Source organism: Acetobacter fabarum (assembly GCF_029069195.1).
GTDB classification, from domain to species: domain Bacteria; phylum Pseudomonadota; class Alphaproteobacteria; order Acetobacterales; family Acetobacteraceae; genus Acetobacter; species Acetobacter fabarum_A.
In genome coordinates, this window is sequence record NZ_JARDYK010000001.1 from 289,973 (window position 1) to 313,623 (window position 23,651).

Annotated in this window: 16 protein-coding genes; all 16 read left to right on the forward strand. The window is 56.1% G+C overall.

Annotation, left to right across the window (positions count from 1 at the left end; genetic code table 11):
• The first annotated feature begins 4 nt into the window (after window positions 1-4).
• The 16 genes from PY793_RS01355 to rpsJ all read left to right on the forward strand — a co-directional run bounded on the left by PY793_RS01355 (window position 5) and on the right by rpsJ (window position 23,650).
• Complete coding sequence (locus tag PY793_RS01355; RefSeq protein WP_275176341.1) at window positions 5-1,276, forward strand: DNA recombination protein RmuC; 1,272 nt, start codon at window positions 5-7, stop codon at window positions 1,274-1,276.
• 21 nt (window positions 1,277-1,297) lie between these two features.
• Window positions 1,298-2,011 (forward strand): response regulator transcription factor, encoded by a 714-nt coding sequence (locus tag PY793_RS01360; RefSeq protein WP_275176342.1) that lies wholly within the window; start codon window positions 1,298-1,300, stop codon window positions 2,009-2,011.
• Window positions 1,998-3,371, forward strand: coding sequence for a sensor histidine kinase (locus tag PY793_RS01365; RefSeq protein WP_275176343.1), 1,374 nt, complete (start codon window positions 1,998-2,000; stop codon window positions 3,369-3,371). The genes PY793_RS01360 and PY793_RS01365 overlap by 14 nt, the downstream gene beginning before the upstream one ends.
• Window positions 3,372-3,490: 119 nt before the next feature.
• Entirely contained in the window at window positions 3,491-6,664 is a 3,174-nt protein-coding gene (locus tag PY793_RS01370; RefSeq protein WP_275176344.1) for an efflux RND transporter permease subunit, read from the forward strand.
• On the forward strand, window positions 6,661-7,974 hold the full coding sequence (locus PY793_RS01375; protein ID WP_275176345.1) for an efflux RND transporter periplasmic adaptor subunit: 1,314 nt from the start codon (window positions 6,661-6,663) through the stop codon (window positions 7,972-7,974). Before PY793_RS01370 ends, PY793_RS01375 begins: the two co-directional genes overlap by 4 nt.
• Window positions 7,975-8,015: 41 nt before the next feature.
• Window positions 8,016-9,584 carry an efflux transporter outer membrane subunit gene (locus tag PY793_RS01380; protein WP_275176675.1) on the forward strand — a complete coding sequence of 523 codons (1,569 nt, stop codon included), beginning with the start codon at window positions 8,016-8,018 and terminating at the stop codon, window positions 9,582-9,584.
• A 106-nt stretch (window positions 9,585-9,690) separates the two neighbouring features.
• Window positions 9,691-10,125 (forward strand): 50S ribosomal protein L11, encoded by a 435-nt coding sequence (gene rplK / locus PY793_RS01385; RefSeq protein ID WP_095348979.1) that lies wholly within the window; start codon window positions 9,691-9,693, stop codon window positions 10,123-10,125.
• Between the two features lie 4 nt (window positions 10,126-10,129).
• The gene (rplA, locus tag PY793_RS01390) at window positions 10,130-10,822 is read left to right on the forward strand and encodes a 50S ribosomal protein L1 (protein ID WP_275176346.1); all 693 of its coding nucleotides are present in this window, start codon (window positions 10,130-10,132) and stop codon (window positions 10,820-10,822) included.
• A 282-nt stretch (window positions 10,823-11,104) separates the two neighbouring features.
• The gene (gene rplJ / locus PY793_RS01395) at window positions 11,105-11,623 is read left to right on the forward strand and encodes a 50S ribosomal protein L10 (RefSeq protein WP_275176347.1); all 519 of its coding nucleotides are present in this window, start codon (window positions 11,105-11,107) and stop codon (window positions 11,621-11,623) included.
• A gap of 98 nt (window positions 11,624-11,721) precedes the next feature.
• Entirely contained in the window at window positions 11,722-12,096 is a 375-nt protein-coding gene (rplL, locus tag PY793_RS01400; RefSeq protein ID WP_275176348.1) for a 50S ribosomal protein L7/L12, read from the forward strand.
• A gap of 213 nt (window positions 12,097-12,309) precedes the next feature.
• Window positions 12,310-16,482 carry a DNA-directed RNA polymerase subunit beta gene (gene rpoB, locus PY793_RS01405; protein WP_275176349.1) on the forward strand — a complete coding sequence of 1,391 codons (4,173 nt, stop codon included), beginning with the start codon at window positions 12,310-12,312 and terminating at the stop codon, window positions 16,480-16,482.
• 93 nt (window positions 16,483-16,575) lie between these two features.
• A complete protein-coding gene (gene rpoC / locus PY793_RS01410; RefSeq protein WP_275176676.1) occupies window positions 16,576-20,751 on the forward strand; it encodes a DNA-directed RNA polymerase subunit beta' in 4,176 nt (1,391 codons plus the stop codon).
• A 341-nt stretch (window positions 20,752-21,092) separates the two neighbouring features.
• On the forward strand, window positions 21,093-21,464 hold the full coding sequence (gene rpsL / locus PY793_RS01415; protein ID WP_003622698.1) for a 30S ribosomal protein S12: 372 nt from the start codon (window positions 21,093-21,095) through the stop codon (window positions 21,462-21,464).
• Between the two features lie 14 nt (window positions 21,465-21,478).
• Window positions 21,479-21,955: a 30S ribosomal protein S7 gene (gene rpsG / locus PY793_RS01420; RefSeq protein ID WP_059023537.1), complete on the forward strand. Its 477-nt coding sequence runs from the start codon at window positions 21,479-21,481 to the stop codon at window positions 21,953-21,955.
• 90 nt (window positions 21,956-22,045) lie between these two features.
• The gene (gene tuf / locus PY793_RS01425) at window positions 22,046-23,236 is read left to right on the forward strand and encodes an elongation factor Tu (protein ID WP_166110496.1); all 1,191 of its coding nucleotides are present in this window, start codon (window positions 22,046-22,048) and stop codon (window positions 23,234-23,236) included.
• A gap of 105 nt (window positions 23,237-23,341) precedes the next feature.
• Window positions 23,342-23,650: a 30S ribosomal protein S10 gene (rpsJ, locus tag PY793_RS01430; protein ID WP_007282720.1), complete on the forward strand. Its 309-nt coding sequence runs from the start codon at window positions 23,342-23,344 to the stop codon at window positions 23,648-23,650.
• Window position 23,651 lies beyond the last annotated feature (1 nt).

Here is a 23,651-nt window from a genome sequence, read left to right on the forward strand (position 1 = left end):
GGGTATGAGTTCTGTAATTGTTCTTGTCTGTGTGGCGGTCACGGCTCTTTTGCTGGGGGGAGTGCTGGCTTTTGTGTTGCGCAAAGCACCAGCAAAAAGTGCGGATAGCGATCTGCTGGCGCGACTTTACGTTATAATGGAGCGCGAGGCCGCCGCCGCCCGTGCGGAGTCATCTTCGCAAAGAACCGCCATGACCGAAATGGAACGGGCTTTTGGGGAGCGGCTGGAACGCATGCGTACCGAACTGGCCGAGCAGCTTGGTAACCTTTCTGGCAGTCTGGGGCGGGAGCAGGCGGAGGCACGGGCCGCACAGGCCGAAGCCCTGCGCACCATGGCGGAAGCTTCTGCCCAGCAGCTGGCCACAATCCGCCATGCAGTGACCGAGCAACTGCACGAGGCGGTGGAACGGCAGATGCACACATCGTTCCAGCGTGTGCTCGAACAGTTTGCCGCCATGCAGAAGGCCATGGGCGAAGTTCGCGCCATGACTGCGCAGATCAGTGACCTCAAGCGGCTGTTCAGTAATGTCAAAACCCGTGGTGGCTGGGGAGAAGCCCAGTTGCGCGCCATTCTGGACGATGTGCTGCCACCGGGCACGTATGAGAGCAATGTGCGGCTGGGGTCGGGGAATGATGTGGTGGAATTTGCCATTCGCATGCCAGTCAAGACCCAGACCCCGCCCCTTATGCCGGTGGACAGCAAGTTCCCGACTGAAGCGTACGAAAAACTGCTCAACGCGGCGGAAGAGGGCGATGGGGCGGGGGAAAAGGCCGCCCGCAAGTCCTTGGAGAATACCGTGCGGGTGGAAGCCCGTAAAATTGCCACCAAGTATATTCAGCCCCCCGCAACTGTTGAATTCGCCGTGCTTTATCTGCCAACCGATGGGCTCTACACAGAAGTGGCCCGCATTCCGGGTTTGATAGATGATGTCGGGCGTCAGTACCGGGTTATGATCATGGGGCCAGCCCTTATGCCCGCCATGTTGCGCACCATTCATCTGGGTTACGTGACCCTGGCCCTGGAAGAACGGACGGAAAGCATTGCCCGCCTGCTGGGTGCAACCCGGCAGGAAATGCTGAAAATGGATGGAGTGCTGGACAAGCTGGCGCGGAATGCGCAGGCTATGTCCTTCTCAATTGAAGAGGCCAGACGGCGCAACAGAGTAGTTACCCGCAAGCTGAAGGAACTGGATAACCCGGTTGCGAGTGAGGACGAAGGCGAAGAGTCTGAAATCGAATTTAGTGGCCATATGAAGGGTAGCACTGCAACAGGGTAGAACACGAGCAAGAGGGCAGGTATGTCTGAAGATGATACGCTACCGCCTTTTCTGGAAGGGCGGACAGTTCTCCTTATCGAGGATGACGGCAGGATTGCCGAGGAAATTGTGGGGGAACTCACCGGGCGCGGTTTTAACGTCCATCATGAGGAAACAGGCAATGCCGGGCTGGATGCAGCCGTAAAAGGCGAAGCTGACGTGATGGTGGTGGACCGGCTTTTGCCCGGGTGTGATGGTCTGTCTGTTATAGAAGCCATGCGACAGCAGGGGATTCGCGTGCCTGTGCTGGTCCTGTCCGCCCTGTCGGCCGTGGATGACAGGGTCATGGGTCTTAAGGCCGGAGGGGATGATTACCTGACCAAGCCTTTTGCCATGGAGGAACTGGTCGCGCGGATTGAGGCCCTGCTCCGGCGACCTGACGATACGCGTAACACCAAGTTGCGTACAGGGCCGCTGGAAATGGATCTGATCGAACGCCGTGTCTGGCGGGATGGTCGCGAGATTGATCTGCTCCCCCGTGAATTCCGGCTGCTCGAATACCTTATGCGCCGACCCGGACAGGTGCTGACACGCTCCATGCTGCTTGAGGATGTCTGGCAGTACCGTTTTATCCCACGCACCAATCTGGTTGATGTGCATATAGGCAAGCTGCGCCGGAAGGTTGATGCCCCGGGCGAGGAACCGCTTATCCAGAGTATTCGTGGCACGGGGTTCCAGTTGCGTGTTTCTGACTGAGGTTTTTCGGACCGCCACGTTCCGGATCACTCTTATGGCGCTGGCTGCCATGGCTGGCGTCATGCTCATGCAGTTCGGGCTGGTTTACGCCCAGATGGAGGCAGTGGAATCCCGCCGCTCCACGGAACTGCTACAGGGGGAGGCGGAACTGCTGGCCCAGATGTCACCCGAACATCTGGAATATGTTATCCGCCGCCGCGCAACGGATGACCTGCGCCTGATCATCAACAGTGCCGGATTGTTTGATGCCGGGCATGCCCTGATCGCGGGCGATCTGCATACATGGCCCCGTGGGCTCAAGGCGGATGGCAAGCCGCATAATATCGAAATTTATCCCGAGGAAGGGGCTCCCTATCCCCTGCGTCTGCTGGCGGTCACCTTGCCAGATCATACCATTCTGGTGCTGGGGCGCAGTTTTCATATGCTGGCGGAGCAGAAGTTCATGCTCCGTCATGCCATGCTGGTGGCGGCGGTTCCCACGTTTTTGTTCGCGCTGTTCCTTGGGGTGGCGCTCAGCCATCGCGCCCTCTCCCGTGTGAAGGAAATGCATGAGGCCATAGACCGGATTATGGCGGGCGATATTCATGAACGCTTGCCCGCCAACCGTGAGCGGGATGATCTGGAACGGCTGGCGGGGAGTGTGAACCGCATGCTCGACCGGCTGGAACATCTGATGGACGGCATGCGCGCGGTGGGAAATGATATTGCCCATGACCTGCGTACCCCACTCTCCCGCGTGCGGGCAAAGCTTGAGCGCGCCCAGTCGGGTGAGCGCAACCCGGAGCAGCTGGAGGCCGCCATAGGCCGGGCTGTGGATGACCTCGACCAGTGTCTTGGCATCATTACCGCCCTGCTCAGGATTGCCGAGATAGAGAACAGCCGCCGCATGGCTGGTTTTGCGCAGGTGAAGCTGCGTGAGTTGATGGATGATGTGTTCGACCTTTACGAACCCATTGCCGAAATGGAAGATAAAAAACTGGAGGCTCTGCCTTCCGCAGCCGAAGGGCCGGTATGGGGGGATCGGCATCTTCTGATCGAACTGCTCGCTAATCTGGTTGATAATGCTATCAAATTCACTCCTGAAGGCGGTCATATCGTACTGGATGTGCAACAAAAAGATGACGCGGTCCTGTTGATCGTGACCGATACAGGCACGGGCATTGCCCCTGAGGAAAGACAGAATGTGCTGTCCCGCTTCTATCGCTCGGACAAGAGTCGGCATGTGCCAGGCAGCGGTCTGGGTCTGAGCCTTGTTTGCGCCATTGCGCATCTGCATGACGCAAGCGTTCAGATAGAGAGCGGCCCCGATGGCAGGGGTACATGCTTCAGTATTGCTTTTCCGGTCCCGGTACTGGGTTAGGGCAATGATTTGTAAAGATAATGTCACAAGCGGGAGAGGGATGTGCGGGTATCTACTGGTAAAATGATGACCATTTCCAGAATGATGACCGGACCTTTTTTCAGCCAGAGGTCAGGTGAATGAACCAGATTGTTCTTATAGCACTCAAAAAACCGTACACTTTTGTTGTGCTGTCCATCCTGATTCTTGTTTTTGGAATTAAGGGTATTTTTTCAACCCCGACAGACGTTTTTCCAAGCATCCGCATCCCTGTTGTGGCTGTCGTCTGGCAATATACGGGGCTTATGCCCGAGGATATGTCGGGCCGCATGATCTATTATTACGAGCGTGCACTTACCGCGACCGTGAATAATATCGAACACATTGAAAGCCAGTCCTATTACGGGCGCGGGATTGTTAAAATCTTTTTCCAGCCCGGTACAAACACGTCCGTTGCGCAAACCCAGATCACCTCCGTCTCCCAGACCGTGATCAAGCAGATGCCAACCGGTTCCACGCCGCCACTTGTTCTGGCCTATGACGCCTCCTCCGTACCGGTTATTACGTTGCAGGTCGCGTCCACGTCCATGACGGCATCCCAGATTTATGACATGTCCTCCAACCTGATCCGGCCTGCGCTGGTGTCTGTTGCGGGGGCGGCCATTCCCAACCCGTATGGGGGCAAGCCGGGTAACGTCATGGTCGATCTGGACCCGGTCAAGCTGCTGGCGCACAGTCTTTCCCCAGTAGATGTCTCCCGCGCATTGAACAGCCAGAACATTGTGCTGCCAGCAGGGGACCAGCGCATCGGCCCGTTTGACTGGATGGTGCAGACTAACGCCGCTCCACGGGAGCTGGATGAACTGAACGATATTCCCATCAAGCAGGTCGGGCATGCGGTGGTCCGTCTGCGCGATGTGGCATGGGTGCATCAGGGAGGTCCGCCCCAGACCAACCTTGTGCTGGTCAAGGGCCAGCAGGGCGTTCTGATCGTGGTCATGAAGAGTGGGGATGCCTCAACTCTGGATGTGGTGGCAGGTATTAAAAAACTGCTGCCCGGTATTGTGCAGACCCTCCCGCCCGGCGTGAGCATTCGCGTGCTCAATGACGCCTCGACCTTTGTCAAGGAATCCGTGCAGGACGTGGTGCGCGAAATGATCACCGCCGCCTTCCTGACCGGGCTTGTGGTCCTGCTGTTCCTTGGGTCATGGCGGTCCACGGTTATTATTGCCACCTCTATTCCCTTGGCCATGCTGTGCTCGATTATCGGGCTGGGCTGGGCTGGGCAGACCATCAATGTCATGACCCTTGGCGGGCTGGCGCTGGCTGTTGGTATTCTGGTGGATGACGCCACGGTCATGATCGAAAACATTGATGCGCATCTGGAAATGGAAAAGGATCTGGAAACCGCCATTGTGGATGCGGCCAACCAGATCGTTATTCCAACCTTTGTTTCCACATTGTGTATCTGCATTGTGTGGATGCCGCTGTTCCAGCTTACGGGTGTGGCTGGCTGGCTGTTCATGCCTATGGCTGAAGCCATTATTTTTGCCATGCTGGCATCGTTCATTCTCTCGCGCACACTGGTGCCGACGATGGCCAAATACATGCTGGCCGCGCAGGTGGCTGCCCATGCGCATGGTCCGCAGGAACCCAAAACGGTTTTTGGCCGGTTCCAGCGGGCCTTTGAGCGCGGGTTCGAGGCCTTCCGCCACCGCTACCATAGCCTGCTCACGTATCTGATCGAGGTGCGGGGTACGTTTATTCCGGTATTCGTGCTGTGCTCGTTCGGGTCTCTGGGACTGCTGTTTTTTGTAGGGCAGAACTTTTTCCCCGAGGTTAATTCGGATGTCATTGCCCTGCATATGCGCGCACCCATTGGCACGCGGCTGGAGGAATCCGGCAAGATTTCCCAACTGGTGGATCAGGAGGTCGAACGCACGCTGCCCGGGCAGGTGGAAGGGATCGTCAATAACTGCGGTCTGGCGTTCAGCGCACTCAACATGGCCTATATTCCAACGCCAACCGTGGGTACGCAGGATTGTGACATTACCATTTCACTTAAGGACGAAGCCGCTCCGGTGGCGGAATATCGTCGCCTGCTGCGACGTAGCCTGAACGAAAAATTCCCCGGCACCCAGTTCTCCTTCCTGCCGGGGGACCTGACAGCCAAGATCCTGAACTTTGGCCTGCCATCCCCGATTGATGTGCAGGTGGTCGGGCGTGATCTGCCTGCCAACTTCCGCTTTGCCAACCGCATTGCAGAGCGGCTGCGACATGTGACCGGCCTGACCGATATTTCGGTGCAGGAACCCATGACCACGCCAACCCTGCGTGTTAATGCGCGCCGTATGTATGCGCTAGGCACGGGTATCCGCGAAGCGGACGTGGCCGACAACGTGCTGGTCTCCCTTTCGGGCAGTTCGCAGGTCGGGCAGGTTTACTGGCTGGATACCAAGACCGGGGTTTCGCACCTGATTGACATCCAGACCCCGGCTTCCTTCCTCCAGACCATGAATGATCTGGAGATCACCCCGATTGATAAGGGGGACGGTAATCCCAGCGGACAGAGCCCGCAGATTCTGGGCGGGCTGAGCCAGATTGAGCAGGTCGGAAGCCCGGCCGAGGTCGCACACTACAACATCATGCCCGTGTTCGATATCTACGCCTCCAACGAGGGGATCGATCTGGGTACCGTCTCGCGCGAGGTGGTGCGGATTGTGGATGAACTCAGGCCCGACCTGCCGCGTGGCGCATCGCTGACCGTGCGCGGGCAAGCTGTTACCATGAACAGCGCGTATGTGCAGTTGCTGGCCGGGCTGGCTATGTCCGTCCTGCTTGTTTACCTGCTGATCGTGGTCAACTTTCAGTCCTGGCTGGACCCGTTCATTATCATTACGGCGTTGCCCGGTGCACTGGCAGGTATTTCGTGGAGCCTGTTCCTCACGCATACAACCCTGTCGGTTCCGGCACTTACAGGTGCGATCATGTGCATGGGTACGGCCACGGCCAATGCCATTCTGGTTGTGGCGTTTGCGCGCGAACGGCTTGATGAGCATGGAGATGCCATTCTGGCCGCACTTGAGGCGGGGTTCGAGCGTATCCGCCCGGTTATGATGACGGCATCGGCCATGATTATTGGCATGCTGCCCATGTCTTTGAGCAATTCGCAGAATGCGCCTTTGGGCAAGGCGGTCATGGGGGGGCTTCTGGTGGCGACGGTGGCGACCTTGCTGTTTGTTCCCTGCGTATTTGCAATGTTGCACAACAAAAAAGAAGTGCCGACGACAAAAGAAGAGGAAGCTGGCGTATGACCCCGGAACATGACAATACGGGTGGCGTGGACGCCAAGGTTAAGGCCGTGGCATCTGCCCGTAAAAGAAAAATGGGGTTTGCTATTGTCGCTGGCGTGGCAGGCTTCCTCATCATTGCGGGCCTTGTGCAAAGACATTCGGCCTATATGCAGCTGGCGCAGGAAACAGCGCATGATGCGGTGCCAGTTGTGCAGGTCATTTACCCGCAGCAGGCCCCCGATGAGCGTGAGCTCTCGCTGCCTGCCAATATTGCAGCATGGTACCAGGCTCCGATTTACGCACAGGTCTCGGGCTACGTAAAAATGTGGTACAAGGATTTTGGCGCGCGCGTAAAAGCGGGAGATGTGCTGGCCGAAATTGACACACCTGGTCTGGATGCCCAATACGCCGCCGCTCAGGCCAATTATAACGTGGCACTGGCCCGCTACAAGCTGGCCCAGATTACCGCGCGGCGCTGGAAGGCGTTGCAGGGTACGCAGGCAGTCTCCCAGCAGGAGGTGGACGTACAGGCCGCCAATGCCGAGGCCCAGAAGGCGCAGGTTGAAGCCGCCCAGCATGATGTGGAGCGTTACGCCGCTCTTGAGGCGTTTAAAAAAATCGTGGCCCCGTTTGATGGCATCGTTACATCGCGTATGGCCGATGTGGGGGATTACGTTAACGCCGGGCGGGGAGATGTGGATTCCCGCGGGAATGCCACGGAGCTGTTCAGCGTTGCGGATGTGCACGCCATGCGCGTGTTTGTGGCCGTACCGCAGGATTATGCGGATATTATCTCTCCTCGTCTGCAGGCAGACCTGATTGTGCCGCAATATCCGGAGCGTACGTTCAAGGCCCGTTACCTGGCGACAGCAAGCGCCTTTAACCCCAATACCCGCACGGTTACGACCGAACTGGTGCTGGACAACAAGAGTGGTGAACTGTGGCCGAACTCCTATGCCACAGCGACTTTTCGTGCCCCGGCTGACCCTAACCAGCTTATTCTGCCCGAAGGGGCCATAGTGTTCCGGCAGGAAGGAACGCAGGTCGCTCTGGTAGATGACAGTAACCATGTGCATCTGGTCAATGTAGCTCTTGGGCGTGATCTGGGGACAACAGTGGAGATACAGCGCGGAGTTAAAAAAACCGACAGGGTGATCAACAACCCTTCTGCTGGGCTGCTGGATGGACAGTTGGTGCGGATTGTTAAAGGCACCCCCGGTTACAATATGCCTTCCGTACCTCCGGAAAAAGCTGCGAACACAAGCCGGGGTGATACCCGCGCCATGCCCGAAGATAACCGGCCCATGCCGGAAGCCGGGGGGCGTCCATGAAGGGCAGGGCGCAAGGTGGCCGGGTTTTTGCCGCCCGCTTCATGTTGGGGAGCTGTATTCTGTCTGTGCTGGCGGGGTGTGACATGGCGCCACGTTACAGGCCAGCCACTTTTGCCTATCCTGATAACTGGCAGGGGGGTGGTGTCATGCAGCCTGCTGGTGGAGTGGATACAGCGCTCAACCCCAACTGGTGGACAGTGCTGGGAGACCCCGTACTGAATGATCTGGAGGCGCAGGCCATGCGCCTTAACCCCGATCTTCAGGCGCAGGCCGAGGCTTTTCTTCAGGCGCGGGATCTGGCCATGGAAGCCAAATCCAGACTTTACCCGCAAATTGGTGGTATGGCGGGAGGAGCAAAATACAAGGGGTCGGACCACCGGTTATGGCGTGGAGCAGGCTCTACCGGGCCTATGTACATGTCCTCCGAGCAGTATTCGGGTTCTGCTACGTGGGAGCCGGATTTCTGGTCCGCCATCCGCAACAAGACGCGCATGGCAAAGCAGAACGTGCAGGAACGTGCGGCGGATTATGCAGCAGCAAGGCTGAGTTTGCAGGCTGAGCTTGCCAGTGATTACGTTGTGCTGCGCGGGCTGGATGTGCAGGATACGGTTTATCGGGATTCCATCCGTTACTATAAAACGGCGGTGCAGATTACCAACATGCGTCTGGCCGGGGCGATTGCGCCGGGTATGGATGTCTCCCGCGCAGAGGCGCAGCTTTATGCCACGCAGGCGCAGGAGACCGAAATCCGCACCCAGCGTGACGTGATGGAGCATGCCATTGCCGTGCTGGTCAATCAGGCACCGGCTACCTTCCATATTGCACCGGTGAATAGCTTGGCTTTTGCACAGGGTCCATTGCCGGTTGCCCTGCCATCCACCCTGCTGGAAAGGCGGCCCGATATTGCTGCGGCAGAACGACGCATGGCGCAGGCCAACCGCGCCATAGGCGTATCCCGTGCTGCGTTTTATCCGCATGTGACCTTTAACGCCACGACCGGGTTTATGGATAACGGGTTTGACCTCGCATCGCTTTCCAACTCCATGTACCAGTTTGGCGCGCAAGCACTTCTTCCGCTTTTTCAGGGTGGTTTGCGGCGCGCGGACCTGCAGCGCAGCTGGTCGCAGTACCGTGAGAAGGAAGACCTGTATCGCAGCACGGTGCTGGATGCCTTCAAGGAGGTCGAGGATGGGCTGACACGGGTCAACAGGCTCAAGGTGCAGGTGGGGCAGCAGTCCAGCGCTGTGGATGCCGCAGTGCGCACTCAGGGCATGACCATGGTGCTTTATACGGGTGGGCTGACCAATTACCTGGACGTTGTGGTGGCGCAGGTTGCGGCCCTGAATGCCCGCATTGCTCTGGTGCAGACCTCCACGCGTGCCATTGACGCCCGCGTGGAGCTGATTCGCGCTCTGGGTGGCGGGTGGTCCCGTGATCAGTTGCCGGTGGGCGAAAATGTGCTTATGCCTTTCAAACCGCTGCAATACAGCAATCTGCGTCAGGCTCCGGCTGCAGGCGGCATTACAACCGTGCGCGACCCTGCCAGCATGGACCTGAGCGGTGGTGCAAAAATGCGTTCCCCTCTTGACAGTCCTGTTGCGCACAGGTAAGCGCGCCTTTCCTGATCGGAACGCGGGAGGTTTCTGCCAGCGCCTTGTGTGCAGGCCGGAATCGTTAAGAACCGCGGTCCGGGTACATTTTTGAGGAGTCCCGGATATGGCCAAAAAAGTTGTTGGCTACATCAAGCTTCAGATTCCCGCTGGTAAAGCAAACCCTTCGCCGCCGGTTGGTCCGGCTCTGGGTCAGCGCGGTCTGAATATCATGGAATTCTGCAAGGCATTTAATGCCAAGACCCAGGGCCTTGAACCTGGTATGCCGATTCCCGTGGTGATCACTGCCTATGCTGACCGTACGTTCAGCTTCATCACCAAAACTCCGCCAAACACCTACTTCCTGCTTAAGGCCGCCAAGATTTCCAAAGGTAGCCAGACAGTTGGTAAGGGTGGTTCCGTGGGTAAGGTGACTATGGATCAGCTGCGTGAAATTGCTGCTCAGAAGCAGCAGGACATGAACGCAAACGACATTGATGGCGCTGTACGCATGCTGGTGGGTTCTGCCCGCTCCATGGGTCTTGATGTGGTGGAGGGCTAAGATTATGGCTCAGAACAAGCGTCTTGCAGCTGCTCGCGCCAAGGTTGTTGCCGGTAAGGCATACGGTCTGGACGAAGCTGTTTCCCTCGTCAAAGACAATGCAACTGCAAAGTTTGACGAAACGGTTGAAATTGCCCTGAATCTGGGCATTGATCCGCGTCATGCTGACCAGATGGTCCGTGGTTTTGTGTCCCTGCCTAACGGCACGGGCAAGACCCTGCGCGTTGGCGTGTTCGCACGTGGCCCCAAGGCTGAAGAAGCCAAGGCTGCCGGTGCGGATGTTGTTGGCGCAGAAGATCTGATGGAGCAGGTGCAGGCTGGCGAAATCGCTTTCGACCGCTGCATTGCAACGCCGGACATGATGGCTCTGGTTGGGCGTCTGGGTAAAATTCTCGGCCCACGTGGCCTGATGCCTAACCCAAAGCTGGGTACCGTGACCATGGATGTTAAGGGTGCCGTTCTGGCAGCCAAGTCCGGTCAGGTTGAATACCGCGCTGAAAAGACCGGTATCATCCATGCTGGCGTTGGTAAGGCTTCCTTCAGTGCGGATAAGCTGTCTGAAAACGTGCGTGCATTTGTTGACGCCGTGCAGAAAGCCCGCCCGACAGGTGCCAAAGGCACCTATCTGAAGAAAGCTGCCCTGACCTCCACAATGGGGCCAGGTGTACAGCTGGATGTCTCTGCCTTCGCGGGCTGAGCAAGAATGTTGCCAGATTGGTCCTTGTGGTCGGTCTGGTGCATGAAGAAGTGGTTTACCGCTTCTTATACCTGTCCGAGACCACACGTGAGTTTGCTCTTAATCGGCTCTGTAGGGCTGGCGCGTGGTAAGACGGGGATGCTGGTTGCAGGCTGAGAATTTTCGGCAGTGCCAGATATTCCGTTTATCAAGGACAGGCGAGCGGGTTCTGTTTGTTGCAGAACCTAAAGGGCAACCCGTTCTGTCAGGTTTTAATCTGACGGAACAAGACGGAGACGGGATTTGGACCGTACGGAAAAGAAGGCCCTTGTTGCCTCTCTGGCCGCCGTGTTCGCCGAAACGTCCATGGTTGTGGTTACCCGTAATAACGGGTTGACCGTAGCTGATGTGACGGATCTGCGGCGCAAGGTGCGGGCAGCGGGTGCAAACTACAAGGTTGCTAAAAACCGGCTGGCAACTCTCGCCCTGGATGGGACCCAGTTCAGCGGCATCGCGCCGTTGCTGACGGGACCGACCGCGCTTGCGTGGGCGGACGAACCTGTATCAGTGGCGAAGGTGATCGTTGAGTTCGCCAAAACCAATGACAAGCTTGAGCTGCTTGGTGGTTCTCTTGGTTCTCAGGTGCTTGATGTAGCTGGGATCAGGGCTCTTGCCGAGCTGCCGTCGCTCGACACGCTGCGCGCGCAGCTCGTGGGTCTTATCTCCACGCCCGCTACGCGCATCGCCAGTGTTGTTCAGGCGCCGGCTGGCCAGCTTGCTCGTGTTTTTGGGGCCTATGCCAAAACGGGTGAAGCTGCCTGACCACACGCTCCCATATGGGGGTGTGTACAAGAAATACGCGTAGTCTCTGTGTAGAGGTTGCGTTTTGCTAACCAGTGTTTATATTAGGAAGTCTGACTATGGCTGATCTTGCTAAGCTTGTTGACGAACTGTCCGTTCTGACCGTTCTTGAAGCTGCTGAACTTTCCAAGCTGCTCGAAGAAAAGTGGGGCGTTTCCGCTGCTGCTCCTGTTGCAGTTGCTGCTGCTGCTCCGGGCGCTGCTGCTGCTCCTGTTGAAGAGCAGACTGAATTCACGGTTATTCTGGCCGCCGCTGGCGAAAAGAAGATCAACGTGATTAAAGAAATCCGTGGCATCACGGGTCTGGGTCTGAAGGAAGCTAAGGACCTGGTTGAAGGCGCTCCCAAGACCGTTAAGGAAGGCGTCAACAAGGACGAAGCTGCCAAAATCAAGAAGCTTCTTGAAGATAACGGCGCAACCGTCGAAGTTAAGTAAGATTGCCTTGGTCCCACCATATGGGGTGGGGTGAAGGAAATTGAGGTTCTCGGGTGGGGGTGTATACCTCCGCCCGTTTGCCTGTTTCAGGTTGATCTGGGGCAGGTAGCCGGGTAAATCCGGTTTGGTTTTGGCCGAAAGTAGGTCGGACCATCAGGCTCGCGGCAGACCACGAGCCTGATGGTCCGAGATAAGGGCGGGGCAGGAGCGACGATGAACGCAATCACCAAATCGTTCACAGGACGGAAGCGGATTCGCAAGAGTTTCGGGCGGATTCCCGAAATCGCCCCGATGCCGAACCTGATAGATGTGCAACGCGCGTCTTACGAGACGTTTCTTCAGGCCAATGTGTCGCCTGATGCGCGCACGGCTACGGGTCTGCAGGAGGTATTCCGCTCCGTATTTCCGATCAATGACTTTGCTGGTCGTGGTCGTCTGGAGTTCGTAAGCTACGAATTTGAAGACCCGAAATACGATGTTGAAGAATGCATTCAGCGTGGTCTCACGTTCTCAGCGCCGCTGAAGGTCATCCTGCGCCTGATCGTGTGGGATGTAGACGAGGATACGGGTTCACGCTCTATTCGCGACATTAAAGAGCAGCCGGTTTACATGGGCGACATGCCGCTCATGACCGATAACGGTACCTTTATCGTTAATGGCACCGAGCGCGTTATTGTCAGCCAGATGCATCGCTCCCCTGGTGTGTTCTTTGACCATGACAAGGGAAAGACGCATTCGTCAGGCAAATACCTGTTTGCTGCGCGTGTTATTCCTTATCGTGGCTCGTGGCTTGATTTTGAATTCGACGCCAAGGATCTTCTGTACGTCCGTATTGACCGCAAGCGTAAGCTGCCCGTTACCACGCTGCTCTATGCACTTGAAGGTGCTGCCACCGCCGCTGCGCGCAAGGCAAAGCTGGCGGAAGGTGGGGATTTGGATGCGCTGGATGTTCATGGCATGGACGCCAATGAAATCCTTGGCTATTTCTACGACACAGTGATCTTTACCAAGTCCGCCAAGGGCTGGGCGCGTCCGTTTGATGCGGACTCTTTCCGTGGCCTCAAGCTGCTGGCGCCGCTGGTGGATGCCGAAACCGGCGAAGTTGTGGCCGAAGCCGAAACAAAGCTGACGGCCCGTCTGGTTCGCAAGATTGCTGAAAAAACCCGTGAAGTGCTGGTGGGTGAGGTTGATCTGATCGGGCGCTTTATCGCCCATGACATGGTCAACATGAACACTGGTGAAATTTACGGGGAAGCAGGCGAGGAAATTACAGAAGCCCGTCTGGTAGCGCTTGAAGAAGCCGGAATTACCGAGCTGCCGGTTCTGGCTATTGATTCCGCAAAGGGGCCGTGGATCCGCAACACGCTGACCGTTGATAAAAACAGCGGTCGTGATGAAGCCCTGATCGACATTTACCGTGTCATGCGCCCCGGTGAACCGCCCACGGCGGAAACGGCCGAAGCCATGTTGCAGGGCCTGTTTTTTGATGCAGACCGTTATGACCTGTCTGCCGTGGGTCGTGTGAAAATGAACATGCGTCTGGACATTGATGTGCCAGACACCATGCGTGTTCTGCGCAAGGAAGACATCCTGCGCACCATCAAGGTTCTGTGTGACCTGAAGGATGGCCGCGGTCAGATCGACGATATTGATAATCTGGGGAATCGTCGCGTCCGCTCCGTGGGCGAACTGATGGAAAACCAGTATCGTATCGGTCTGCTGCGTATGGAGCGCGCCATTCGTGAGCGTATGGGGTCGGTGGATATTGATACGGTCATGCCGCATGACCTGATCAATGCCAAGCCTGCCGCCGCTGCGGTGCGCGAGTTCTTTGGCTCCTCCCAGCTCAGCCAGTTCATGGACCAGACCAACCCACTGTCCGAAGTCACGCATAAGCGTCGTCTTTCTGCACTGGGTCCGGGCGGGTTGACGCGTGAACGCGCAGGCTTTGAAGTCCGTGACGTTCATCCGACGCATTATGGCCGTATCTGCCCGATTGAAACGCCTGAAGGTCCGAACATCGGTCTGATCAACTCGTTGGCCACATACGCCAAGGTGAACAAATACGGGTTTATTGAAACACCGTATCGTCTGGTTAAAGACGGCGTGTTGCAGGATGGATGGAAATACCTCTCCGCCATGGAAGAGGAAAAACTGGTTGTTGCTCAGGCTGACGCCAAGGTAAACGATCAGGGTGCGTTGACCAGCGACCTTATTTCTGTCCGTCGCAATGGCGACTTCCGTCTTGTTCCCCCGGCCGAAGTGACCGCCTGCGACGTATCACCCAAGCAGCTTGTTTCTGTTGCGGCCGCACTCATTCCGTTCCTTGAGAATGATGACGCGAACCGTGCACTCATGGGCTCCAACATGCAGCGTCAGGCTGTGCCGCTGGTGCGCTCGGATGCGCCGCTGGTTGGCACGGGTATGGAAGCAGCTGTTGCACGAGATTCCGGCGCAACCATTGTTGCCAAGCGCAACGGCATTGTGGACCAGATTGATGGCGCCCGTATTGTTGTGCGCTCGACGGATGCCAGCGGTGCGACGCAGGGGGTCGATATTTATCGTCTGCGTAAATACTCGCGCTCCAACCAGTCCACCTGCATCAACCAGCGCCCGCTGGTCCATGTGGGCGATCAGGTAAGTGTGGGCGATATTATTGCCGATGGTCCTTCCACGGAACTGGGTGAACTGGCTCTGGGCCGCAACGTGCTGGTCGCGTTCATGCCCTGGAACGGTTACAACTTTGAAGACTCCATCCTGATTTCCGAACGGATTGCCAAGGATGACGTGTTTACCTCGATCCATATCGAGGAATTCGAAGTCATGGCCCGTGACACCAAGCTGGGGCAGGAAGAAATTACCCGTGACATTCCCAATGTTGGCGAGGAAGCTCTGCGCAACCTTGACGAAGCCGGGATTGTCTACGTGGGTGCCGAGGTTAATCCTGGTGATATTCTGATCGGCAAGGTCACGCCGAAGGGCGAAAGCCCGATGACGCCGGAAGAAAAACTCCTGCGCGCCATTTTTGGTGAAAAAGCATCCGATGTGCGCGACACATCCCTGCGTCTGCCGCCTGGCACAACGGGCACGATTGTTGATGTGCGTGTGTTCTCCCGCCGTGGCGTGGATAAAGACGAACGCGCAATGGCAATCGAACGTGCAGAAATTGAACGTCTGGCCAAGGACCGTGATGATGAGCGGGCCATTCAGGAGCGTTCATTCTATAGCCGTCTGCGTGAAAAACTGCTCGATCAGACTGCAGGTGCTGGCTACAAGGGTATTCGTTCTGGCACGCTGATCACGCAGGAAATTCTGGACGAACAGCCGCGTGGTACGTGGAGGCATATCGTTGTCACATCTGACAGCGTTATGGCGGAGCTAGAAACCCTGCGACGTGAGTTTGATGCGGCCATTGCCCGTATTCAGGCACGCTTCGAAAGCAAGGTTGAGAAACTCCAGCGTGGTGATGAACTGCCGCCTGGCGTGATGAAGATGGTCAAGGTGTTTGTTGCGGTGAAGCGTAAGCTTCAGCCGGGTGACAAAATGGCAGGTCGTCATGGGAACAAGGGGGTTGTCTCCCGCGTGGTCCCGGTGGAGGATATGCCGTTCCTCGAAGATGGAACGCCTGTTGATCTGGTTCTGAACCCGCTTGGTGTGCCTTCGCGTATGAACGTCGGTCAGATTCTGGAAACGCATCTGGGTTGGGCATGTGCCAATATCGGTCGTGGTATTGGTGAGCTGGTGGATGATTACCAGCGCACGGGTGAAAAACGTCAGGACCTGCTGGACCGTCTGAAAGACGTGTATGGCGATAAGGTCTATGACGACGCCATTGCGAACATGAATAACAACGAGCTGGTGGAACTGGCCAATAACCTGCGTAAGGGTGTGCCTATTGCGACCCCGGTGTTTGACGGCGCTTCCATTCCCGATATTGAAGCCATGCTGGAAAAAGCTGGTGTTAACAAGTCGGGCCAGTCGCAGTTGATTGACGGACGGACAGGCGAGCAGTTTGAACGCAAGACGACTGTCGGTTACATTTATATGCTTAAGCTGCATCACCTTGTTGATGACAAGATTCATGCCCGCTCCATTGGTCCATACTCACTTGTTACGCAGCAGCCGCTGGGTGGTAAGGCGCAGTTTGGTGGTCAGCGGTTTGGGGAAATGGAAGTGTGGGCGCTCGAAGCCTACGGTGCCGCTTACACGTTGCAGGAAATGCTAACTGTGAAGTCGGATGACGTATCTGGCCGAACAAAGGTTTATGAAGCGATTGTACGCGAACAGGATGACTTTGAAGCCGGTATTCCGGAAAGCTTCAACGTGTTGATCAAGGAACTCAAGTCCCTTGGCCTCAATGTGGAGTTGGAGCAGGGGGCAAACTAACGGTGATTTTCCCCGCCACAATCCGTACTTATTTCAAGAAGGAGGCTGGAGCCATTGCTCCAGCGCTCCATTTCCCTTTGGGGGCTTCTGCACATGAATGAACTCATGAAAATTCTTGGCCAGACCGGCCAGGCAATGACCTTTGACCAGATCAAGATCCAGCTCGCATCTCCCGAGCAGATCCGGTCCTGGTCTTTTGGTGAAATCAAGAAGCCCGAGACCATTAACTACCGTACGTTCAAGCCTGAACGTGATGGCCTGTTCTGCGCTCGGATTTTTGGCCCGATCAAAGACTATGAATGCCTTTGCGGCAAATACAAGCGGATGAAATTCCGTGGTATCATCTGTGAAAAATGCGGCGTTGAAGTCACACTGGCCAAAGTCCGTCGTGAGCGTATGGGTCATATCCAGCTTGCCAGCCCTGTTGCGCACATCTGGTTCCTGAAGTCTCTCCCAAGCCGTATCGGCCTTATGGTTGATCTCACGCTCAAGGATCTGGAAAAAGTTCTGTATTTCGAGAACTATCTGGTTCTTGAGCCGGGCACGTCTCCTCTCAAGCAGTATTCTCTCCTGAGCGAAGAGCAGTATCTCGACGCAATGGATGATTATGGTGAGGAAGGGATTGAAGTTGGTATCGGTGCCGAAGCGATCAAGAAGGTTCTTGAGCGCATTGAGTGCGATGCCGAAAAGGTGGAACTGCGTCAGGCGCTTAAGGAAACCACGTCCGAAGCCAAGCGCAAGAAACTCGTCAAGCGCCTCAAACTGGTAGAAGCCTTCTCAGAAAGTGGCGCGCGCCCCGAGTGGATGATTCTGGATCTGGTTCCAGTTATTCCGCCTGAGCTGCGCCCGCTTGTGCCGCTGGACGGTGGTCGTTTCGCAACGTCCGATCTGAACGATCTGTATCGTCGCGTCATCAATCGTAACAATCGTCTCAAGCGGCTGATGGAACTGCGTGCGCCCGATATTATCGTGCGCAATGAAAAGCGCATGCTGCAGGAAGCCGTAGACGCCCTGTTCGATAACGGTCGTCGTGGCCGTGCGATTACAGGCGCCAACAAGCGTCCGCTCAAGTCCCTGTCCGATATGCTCAAAGGCAAGCAGGGTCGCTTCCGTCAGAACCTGCTGGGTAAGCGCGTTGACTACTCTGGCCGTTCAGTCATCGTGGTTGGGCCGGAACTGAAGCTGCATCAGTGCGGCCTGCCCAAAAAGATGGCGCTGGAACTCTTCAAGCCTTTCATTTACGCCAAGCTGGAAAAATATGGTCACGCTACGACCATCAAGGCTGCAAAGCGGATGGTGGAAAAGGAACGTCCTGAAGTCTGGGATATTCTTGAAGAGGTCATTCGCGAACATCCGGTTCTTCTGAACCGCGCGCCAACTCTGCATCGTCTCGGTATTCAGGCGTTTGAACCTGTTCTGGTCGAAGGTAAGGCCATTCAGTTGCATCCGCTGGTCTGCACCGCCTTTAATGCGGACTTTGACGGTGACCAGATGGCCGTGCACGTACCGCTCAGTCTGGAAGCCCAGCTTGAAGCGCGCGTGCTGATGATGTCGACCAACAACATCCTTAGTCCGGCCAATGGCAAGCCGATTATCGTGCCGTCTCAGGATATTGTTCTCGGGCTGTATTACCTCAGCCTGGAAACGCCTGAGTTCAAGGTTACGCCTGACCGGAACGAGTACAACGAAACAACGGGTGAACTGGTCAAAGCTGGTGCGGCGTCTTTCTCTTCCATTGGGGAAGTGGAATATGCTCTTAACGCCGGTGCGCTCAAACTGCATGACAAGATCCGGGCCCGGTTTGAGCAGATTGGTGCAGATGGCAAGCGGGTCTATGAAACGGCGGTGACCACACCAGGTCGTGTGCTGATCGCGCAGATACTGCCCAAGCACGAGACCATTCCGTTCTCCCTGATTAACCGGCAGTTGACCAAAAAAGCCGTATCGGACGTGATTGATACGGTTTACCGTCATTGCGGGCAGAAAGAGGCCGTCATTTTCTGCGACCGTCTGATGGCGCTTGGTTTCCGCCACGCTGCCAAGGCAGGTATTTCCTTCGGTAAGGATGACATGATCATCCCGGCTGAAAAGAAAGAACTGGTCGATCGCACTGCCGCTGAAGTCAAAGAGTTTGAACAGCAGTATCAGGATGGTCTGATCACGGCTGGCGAACGCTATAACAAGGTGGTCGATGCCTGGTCACGTTGCACGGACGAAGTGCAGGCGGCCATGACCAAGGAAATTTCCCGTCAGGAAGTTGGCAAGCCGATCAACTCCGTGTGGATGATGAGCCATTCCGGGGCCCGTGGGTCGCCGGCGCAGATGAAGCAGCTTGCTGGTATGCGCGGGCTGATGGCCAAGCCGTCAGGTGAGATTATCGAACAGCCGATTATCGCCAACTTTAAGGAAGGCCTGTCGGTTCTCGATTACTTTACGTCTACCCATGGTGCACGTAAGGGACTGGCCGATACCGCGCTCAAAACCGCGAACTCCGGTTATCTCACCCGTCGTCTGGTTGACGTGGCGCAGGACAGCATCATTATCGAAGAAGATTGCGGCAGTGAACGCGGGCTGACCGTGCGTGCGGTTATGGATGGTGGGGAAGTTGTTGCCTCCCTGTCTGAACGTATTCTGGGTCGTACGCTTGCGTCCGATGTTGTGGACCCAGCGACTGGCAAGGTTATTGCCGCCCGTAACCGGCTTGTTGATGAAGCCGATGCGGAACGCATTGAAGCCTCGGGTGTGGAAGTCATCCATATCCGCTCCGTGCTGACCTGCGACAGCCGCGTTGGTGTTTGTGGCCGGTGCTATGGGCGCGATCTGGCGCGTGGCACGCCAGTCAACATTGGTGAAGCGGTAGGTGTTATTGCCGCGCAGTCCATTGGTGAGCCTGGTACCCAGCTGACCATGCGTACCTTCCATATCGGTGGTGCGGCGCAGCGCGGTGCTGAGCAGTCCATGATCGAAGCCTCCCGTGATGGTAAGATTGTCATCCGCAATCGTAACGTGGTGCAGAACAGTCAGAACGTGCCAATCGTTATGGCCCGTAACTGTGAAATTCTGCTGACAGACGAGAAAGGTGCGGAGAAATTCCGCTATCGTGTGCCCTACGGTGCGCGTCTTCTCACAACGGAAGGTGCTACTGTGGCGCGCGGTCAGAAACTGGCCGAGTGGGATCCCTACACCCTTCCGATTATTACGGAAAAAGCCGGTAAGATCGAATATCTGGACCTCATTGATTCCATCACGCTTGTCGAGCGTATGGATGAAGTGACCGGCCTGACTTCCAAGGTGGTGGTTGACTATAAGCAGGCGGGCAAGGGCGTTGATCTGCGTCCGCGCGTTCAGCTTAAGGATGTCAATGGTGAAGTGGTGAAGCTGGATAACGGGTCTGAAGCCCGTTACTTCCTGTCACCGGAAACACTGCTTTCTATTGAGAATGGGGCTCAAGTGAACGCGGGTGACGTGCTGGCGCGTCTGCCGCGTGAAGGTTCCAAAACGCGTGACATTACCGGTGGTCTGCCGCGTGTGGCCGAACTGTTTGAAGCGCGCCGTCCCAAAGATCACGCTATTATTGCGGAAATGGAAGGACGCGTTGAATTCGGCAAGGATTACAAGTCCAAGCGCCGTATTGTCGTGAAGAATGACGAAACAGGGCATGAGCAGGAATACCTGATTCCCAAAGGCAAGCATATTTCCGTTCAGGAAGGTGACTTTGTGGAAAAAGGCGATCCACTGGTCGATGGTCCCCGTGTTCCGCATGACATCCTGAAGGTCATGGGGGTTGAGGCTCTGTCTGATTACCTGATCAATGAAATTCAGGATGTCTATCGTCTGCAGGGTGTGAAGATTAACGATAAGCATATTGAAGTGATCGTTCGTCAGATGCTCCAGAAGGTGGAAATTCTGGAACCGGGTGACACGACCTATCTGATTGGTGAAACGGTGGATCGGCTTGAGTTCGATGTCGAAAACACCAAATGCCTCAATGCGGGTGAACGCCCTGCGCTGGCCATGCCGGTGCTGCAGGGGATTACCAAAGCATCGTTGCAGACCCAGTCCTTTATCTCGGCCGCGTCCTTCCAGGAAACCACGCGTGTTCTGACTGAAGCGGCAACTGCCGGTAAAGTTGATAAGCTCATGGGCCTGAAGGAAAACGTGATTGTGGGTCGTCTGATCCCGGCAGGAACGGGGAGCGTCATGAAGCGCCTGCGCGCCATTGCCGCAGAACAGGACAAACAGCGCGTAAGCCGTACGGCTGCTGAGTAAGGTCTTTATTATAAAGGCATGTTGGAAAAGGCCGGGGCATTGCTCCGGCCTTTTTTATGGGTCTTGAGTCTGTGACGTAGAGAATCGCCGGGTAAAGCTTGACTTCTGGTGGGGAGAGCTGTAGTTAGCAGCCCTCAGCTTTGTTTATCTTTATTGGTGAACAGGGCACTCAGGTTTTCTGTATGAGTTTTAGCATGCGGTTGGCTTCCGGGGGGAAGCGGAGCCGGATGCCAATATAGCCCCATTCGGGTTGTTGCCTGATGGGATCTTTTTAATGAAAGTCGGCTAGCCGCAGAAAATGCAGCTGGTCGACCGAACTGTGTAAGGATCGGGAAAGGCGCATGCCGACCATCAACCAGCTCATTGCCAAAGGGCGTAAGCCTGCAGTCAAGCGGAACAAAGTGCCCGCTCTGCAGGGTTGCCCTCAGAAGCGCGGTGTTTGCACCCGCGTTTATACGACGACACCGAAAAAGCCTAACTCCGCACTGCGTAAAGTTGCCAAGGTGCGTCTGACGAATGGCTATGAGGTGGTTAGCTATATTCCTGGTGAAGGTCACAACCTTCAGGAACATAGTGTTGTGCTTATCCGCGGCGGTCGTGTGAAAGATTTGCCGGGTGTTCGTTACCACATCCTTCGCGGTGTTCTCGATACGCAGGGTATCGCCAAGCGGCGTCAGCGTCGTTCGCTGTATGGCGCCAAGCGTCCGAAATAAGAGGAAGTTAAGGTATGAGTCGCCGTCATCGTGCTGTTAAGCGCGAGATCCTTCCCGATCCGAAGTTCGGAGATGTCGTCATTACGCGTTTTATGAACGCGCTGATGTTCGACGGTAAGAAGTCCACAGCAGAAAAGATTGTCTATGGTGCGATTGACGCCATGGCCCGTCGCAATGGTGCAGCATCCGATCCGATCGCGCTGTTCCATAATGCTCTGGATAACGTCAAGCCGGCCGTTGAGGTCCGTTCCCGCCGTGTGGGTGGTGCGACCTATCAGGTCCCGGTCGAAGTGCGCACTGACCGTCGTCAGGCTCTGGCTATCCGCTGGGTCATCGATGCAGCGCGCAAGCGTGGTGAAAACACCATGCAGGACCGTCTGTCCAACGAACTTCTGGATGCCGTGAACAATCGTGGTGCGGCTGTGAAGAAGCGCGAAGACACGCATCGTATGGCTGAAGCCAATAAGGCGTTCAGTCACTATCGCTGGTAATCCGTGAAAGTTCCGCTTTCCCTCTTGTCGGGGAATTGGGGCGCTTATAACAACTGCATCCCGGACATTTTTTGGGGCATGGAGTAAACAATGGCTAAGGCTAAATTTGAGCGGAATAAACCGCACTGCAACATCGGCACCATTGGTCACGTTGACCATGGTAAGACGTCTCTGACGGCTGCTATTACGAAGACCCTGGCGAAGACCGGCGGCGCTGAGTACAAAGCATACGACATGATCGACGCCGCTCCCGAAGAACGCGCCCGCGGCATCACCATTTCCACCGCTCACGTGGAATATGAAACCGCAAACCGTCACTATGCGCACGTCGACTGCCCCGGACACGCTGACTATGTGAAAAACATGATCACCGGTGCGGCGCAGATGGACGGTGCCATTCTGGTTGTGTCCGCTGCTGACGGCCCGATGCCGCAGACCCGCGAGCACATCCTGCTGGCGCGTCAGGTTGGTGTGCCGGCTCTGGTTGTGTTCCTGAACAAGGTTGATCAGGTTGATGATCCGGAACTGCTTGAACTGGTTGAAATGGAAGTGCGTGAACTTCTGTCTTCCTACCAGTTCCCCGGTGACGATATTCCGGTAATCAAGGGCTCTGCTCTGGTTACTCTGGAAGATGGTGACCCGGAAGTTGGCGAAAACCGTGTTCGTGACCTGATGGATGCCGTTGATGCATACATCCCGCAGCCCGAACGTCCGGTTGACCGTCCGTTCCTGATGCCGATCGAAGACGTGTTCTCGATTTCTGGTCGTGGTACGGTTGTGACCGGTCGTGTGGAACGTGGTGTTGTCAACGTGGGTGACGAAGTTGAAATCGTCGGCCTGAAAGACACCATCAAGACCACCGTTACAGGTGTTGAAATGTTCCGCAAGCTGCTTGATCGCGGTGAAGCTGGCGACAACATCGGTGCTCTGGTGCGTGGTACGAAGCGTGAAGACGTTGAGCGTGGTCAGGTTCTGGCTAAGCCCGGCTCCATTACGCCGCACAAGAAGTTCAAGGCTGAAGCCTACATCCTGACGAAGGAAGAAGGTGGCCGTCATACGCCGTTCTTCACCAACTATCGTCCGCAGTTCTACTTCCGTACGACTGACGTGACGGGTGTTGTGCACCTGCCTGAAGGCACGGAAATGGTTATGCCCGGTGACAACTGCGCCATGGAAGTGGAGCTGATTGCTCCTATCGCCATGGACGAAGGTCTCCGCTTCGCTATCCGCGAAGGTGGCCGTACCGTTGGTGCAGGCGTTGTTGCCTCCATTATCGAGTAATCGATAAAGGATTAGAGACTGAGTGACCCCAACCGATCGTTCGGTTGGGGTCTTACTTGGCGGCCGGGTAAACCCGGATAAGTAAAGTGTTGGACTAAGAAACAGATGGACAACCAGAACATCCGCATTCGCCTGAAAGCGTACGATCATCGGGTGCTTGATAACAGCACGAAAGAGATCGTGAATACGGCGAAGCGTACGGGTGCGCGGGTTCGGGGTCCTATCCCGCTGCCGACGCATATCGAACGGTTTACGGTTAACCGTTCTCCTCACGTTGACAAGAAGAGCCGCGAACAGTTCGAAATTCGGACTCATCGTCGTTTGCTCGATATTGTTGAGCCCACTCCGCAGACCGTGGACGCTCTCATGAAGCTCGACCTCGCCGCTGGCGTGGATGTCGAGATCAAACTTTAAG

Excerpts from the sequence above, each read along its gene's own strand:
- rpoB (WP_275176349.1), top strand. The coding sequence starts at position 12,310 with ATGAACGCAATCACCAAATCGTTCACAGGACGGAAGCGGATTCGCAAG.
- PY793_RS01360 (WP_275176342.1), top strand. The coding sequence starts at position 1,298 with ATGTCTGAAGATGATACGCTACCGCCTTTTCTGGAAGGGCGGACAGTT.
- PY793_RS01355 (WP_275176341.1), top strand. The coding sequence starts at position 5 with ATGAGTTCTGTAATTGTTCTTGTCTGTGTGGCGGTCACGGCTCTTTTG.
- rpsG (WP_059023537.1), top strand. The coding sequence starts at position 21,479 with ATGAGTCGCCGTCATCGTGCTGTTAAGCGCGAGATCCTTCCCGATCCG.
- PY793_RS01370 (WP_275176344.1), top strand. The coding sequence starts at position 3,491 with ATGAACCAGATTGTTCTTATAGCACTCAAAAAACCGTACACTTTTGTT.
- rplA (WP_275176346.1), top strand. The coding sequence starts at position 10,130 with ATGGCTCAGAACAAGCGTCTTGCAGCTGCTCGCGCCAAGGTTGTTGCC.
- rpoC (WP_275176676.1), top strand. The coding sequence starts at position 16,576 with ATGAATGAACTCATGAAAATTCTTGGCCAGACCGGCCAGGCAATGACC.
- rplL (WP_275176348.1), top strand. The coding sequence starts at position 11,722 with ATGGCTGATCTTGCTAAGCTTGTTGACGAACTGTCCGTTCTGACCGTT.
- rpsJ (WP_007282720.1), top strand. The coding sequence starts at position 23,342 with ATGGACAACCAGAACATCCGCATTCGCCTGAAAGCGTACGATCATCGG.
- PY793_RS01375 (WP_275176345.1), top strand. The coding sequence starts at position 6,661 with ATGACCCCGGAACATGACAATACGGGTGGCGTGGACGCCAAGGTTAAG.
- PY793_RS01380 (WP_275176675.1), top strand. The coding sequence starts at position 8,016 with ATGTTGGGGAGCTGTATTCTGTCTGTGCTGGCGGGGTGTGACATGGCG.
- rplK (WP_095348979.1), top strand. The coding sequence starts at position 9,691 with ATGGCCAAAAAAGTTGTTGGCTACATCAAGCTTCAGATTCCCGCTGGT.
- tuf (WP_166110496.1), top strand. The coding sequence starts at position 22,046 with ATGGCTAAGGCTAAATTTGAGCGGAATAAACCGCACTGCAACATCGGC.
- rpsL (WP_003622698.1), top strand. The coding sequence starts at position 21,093 with ATGCCGACCATCAACCAGCTCATTGCCAAAGGGCGTAAGCCTGCAGTC.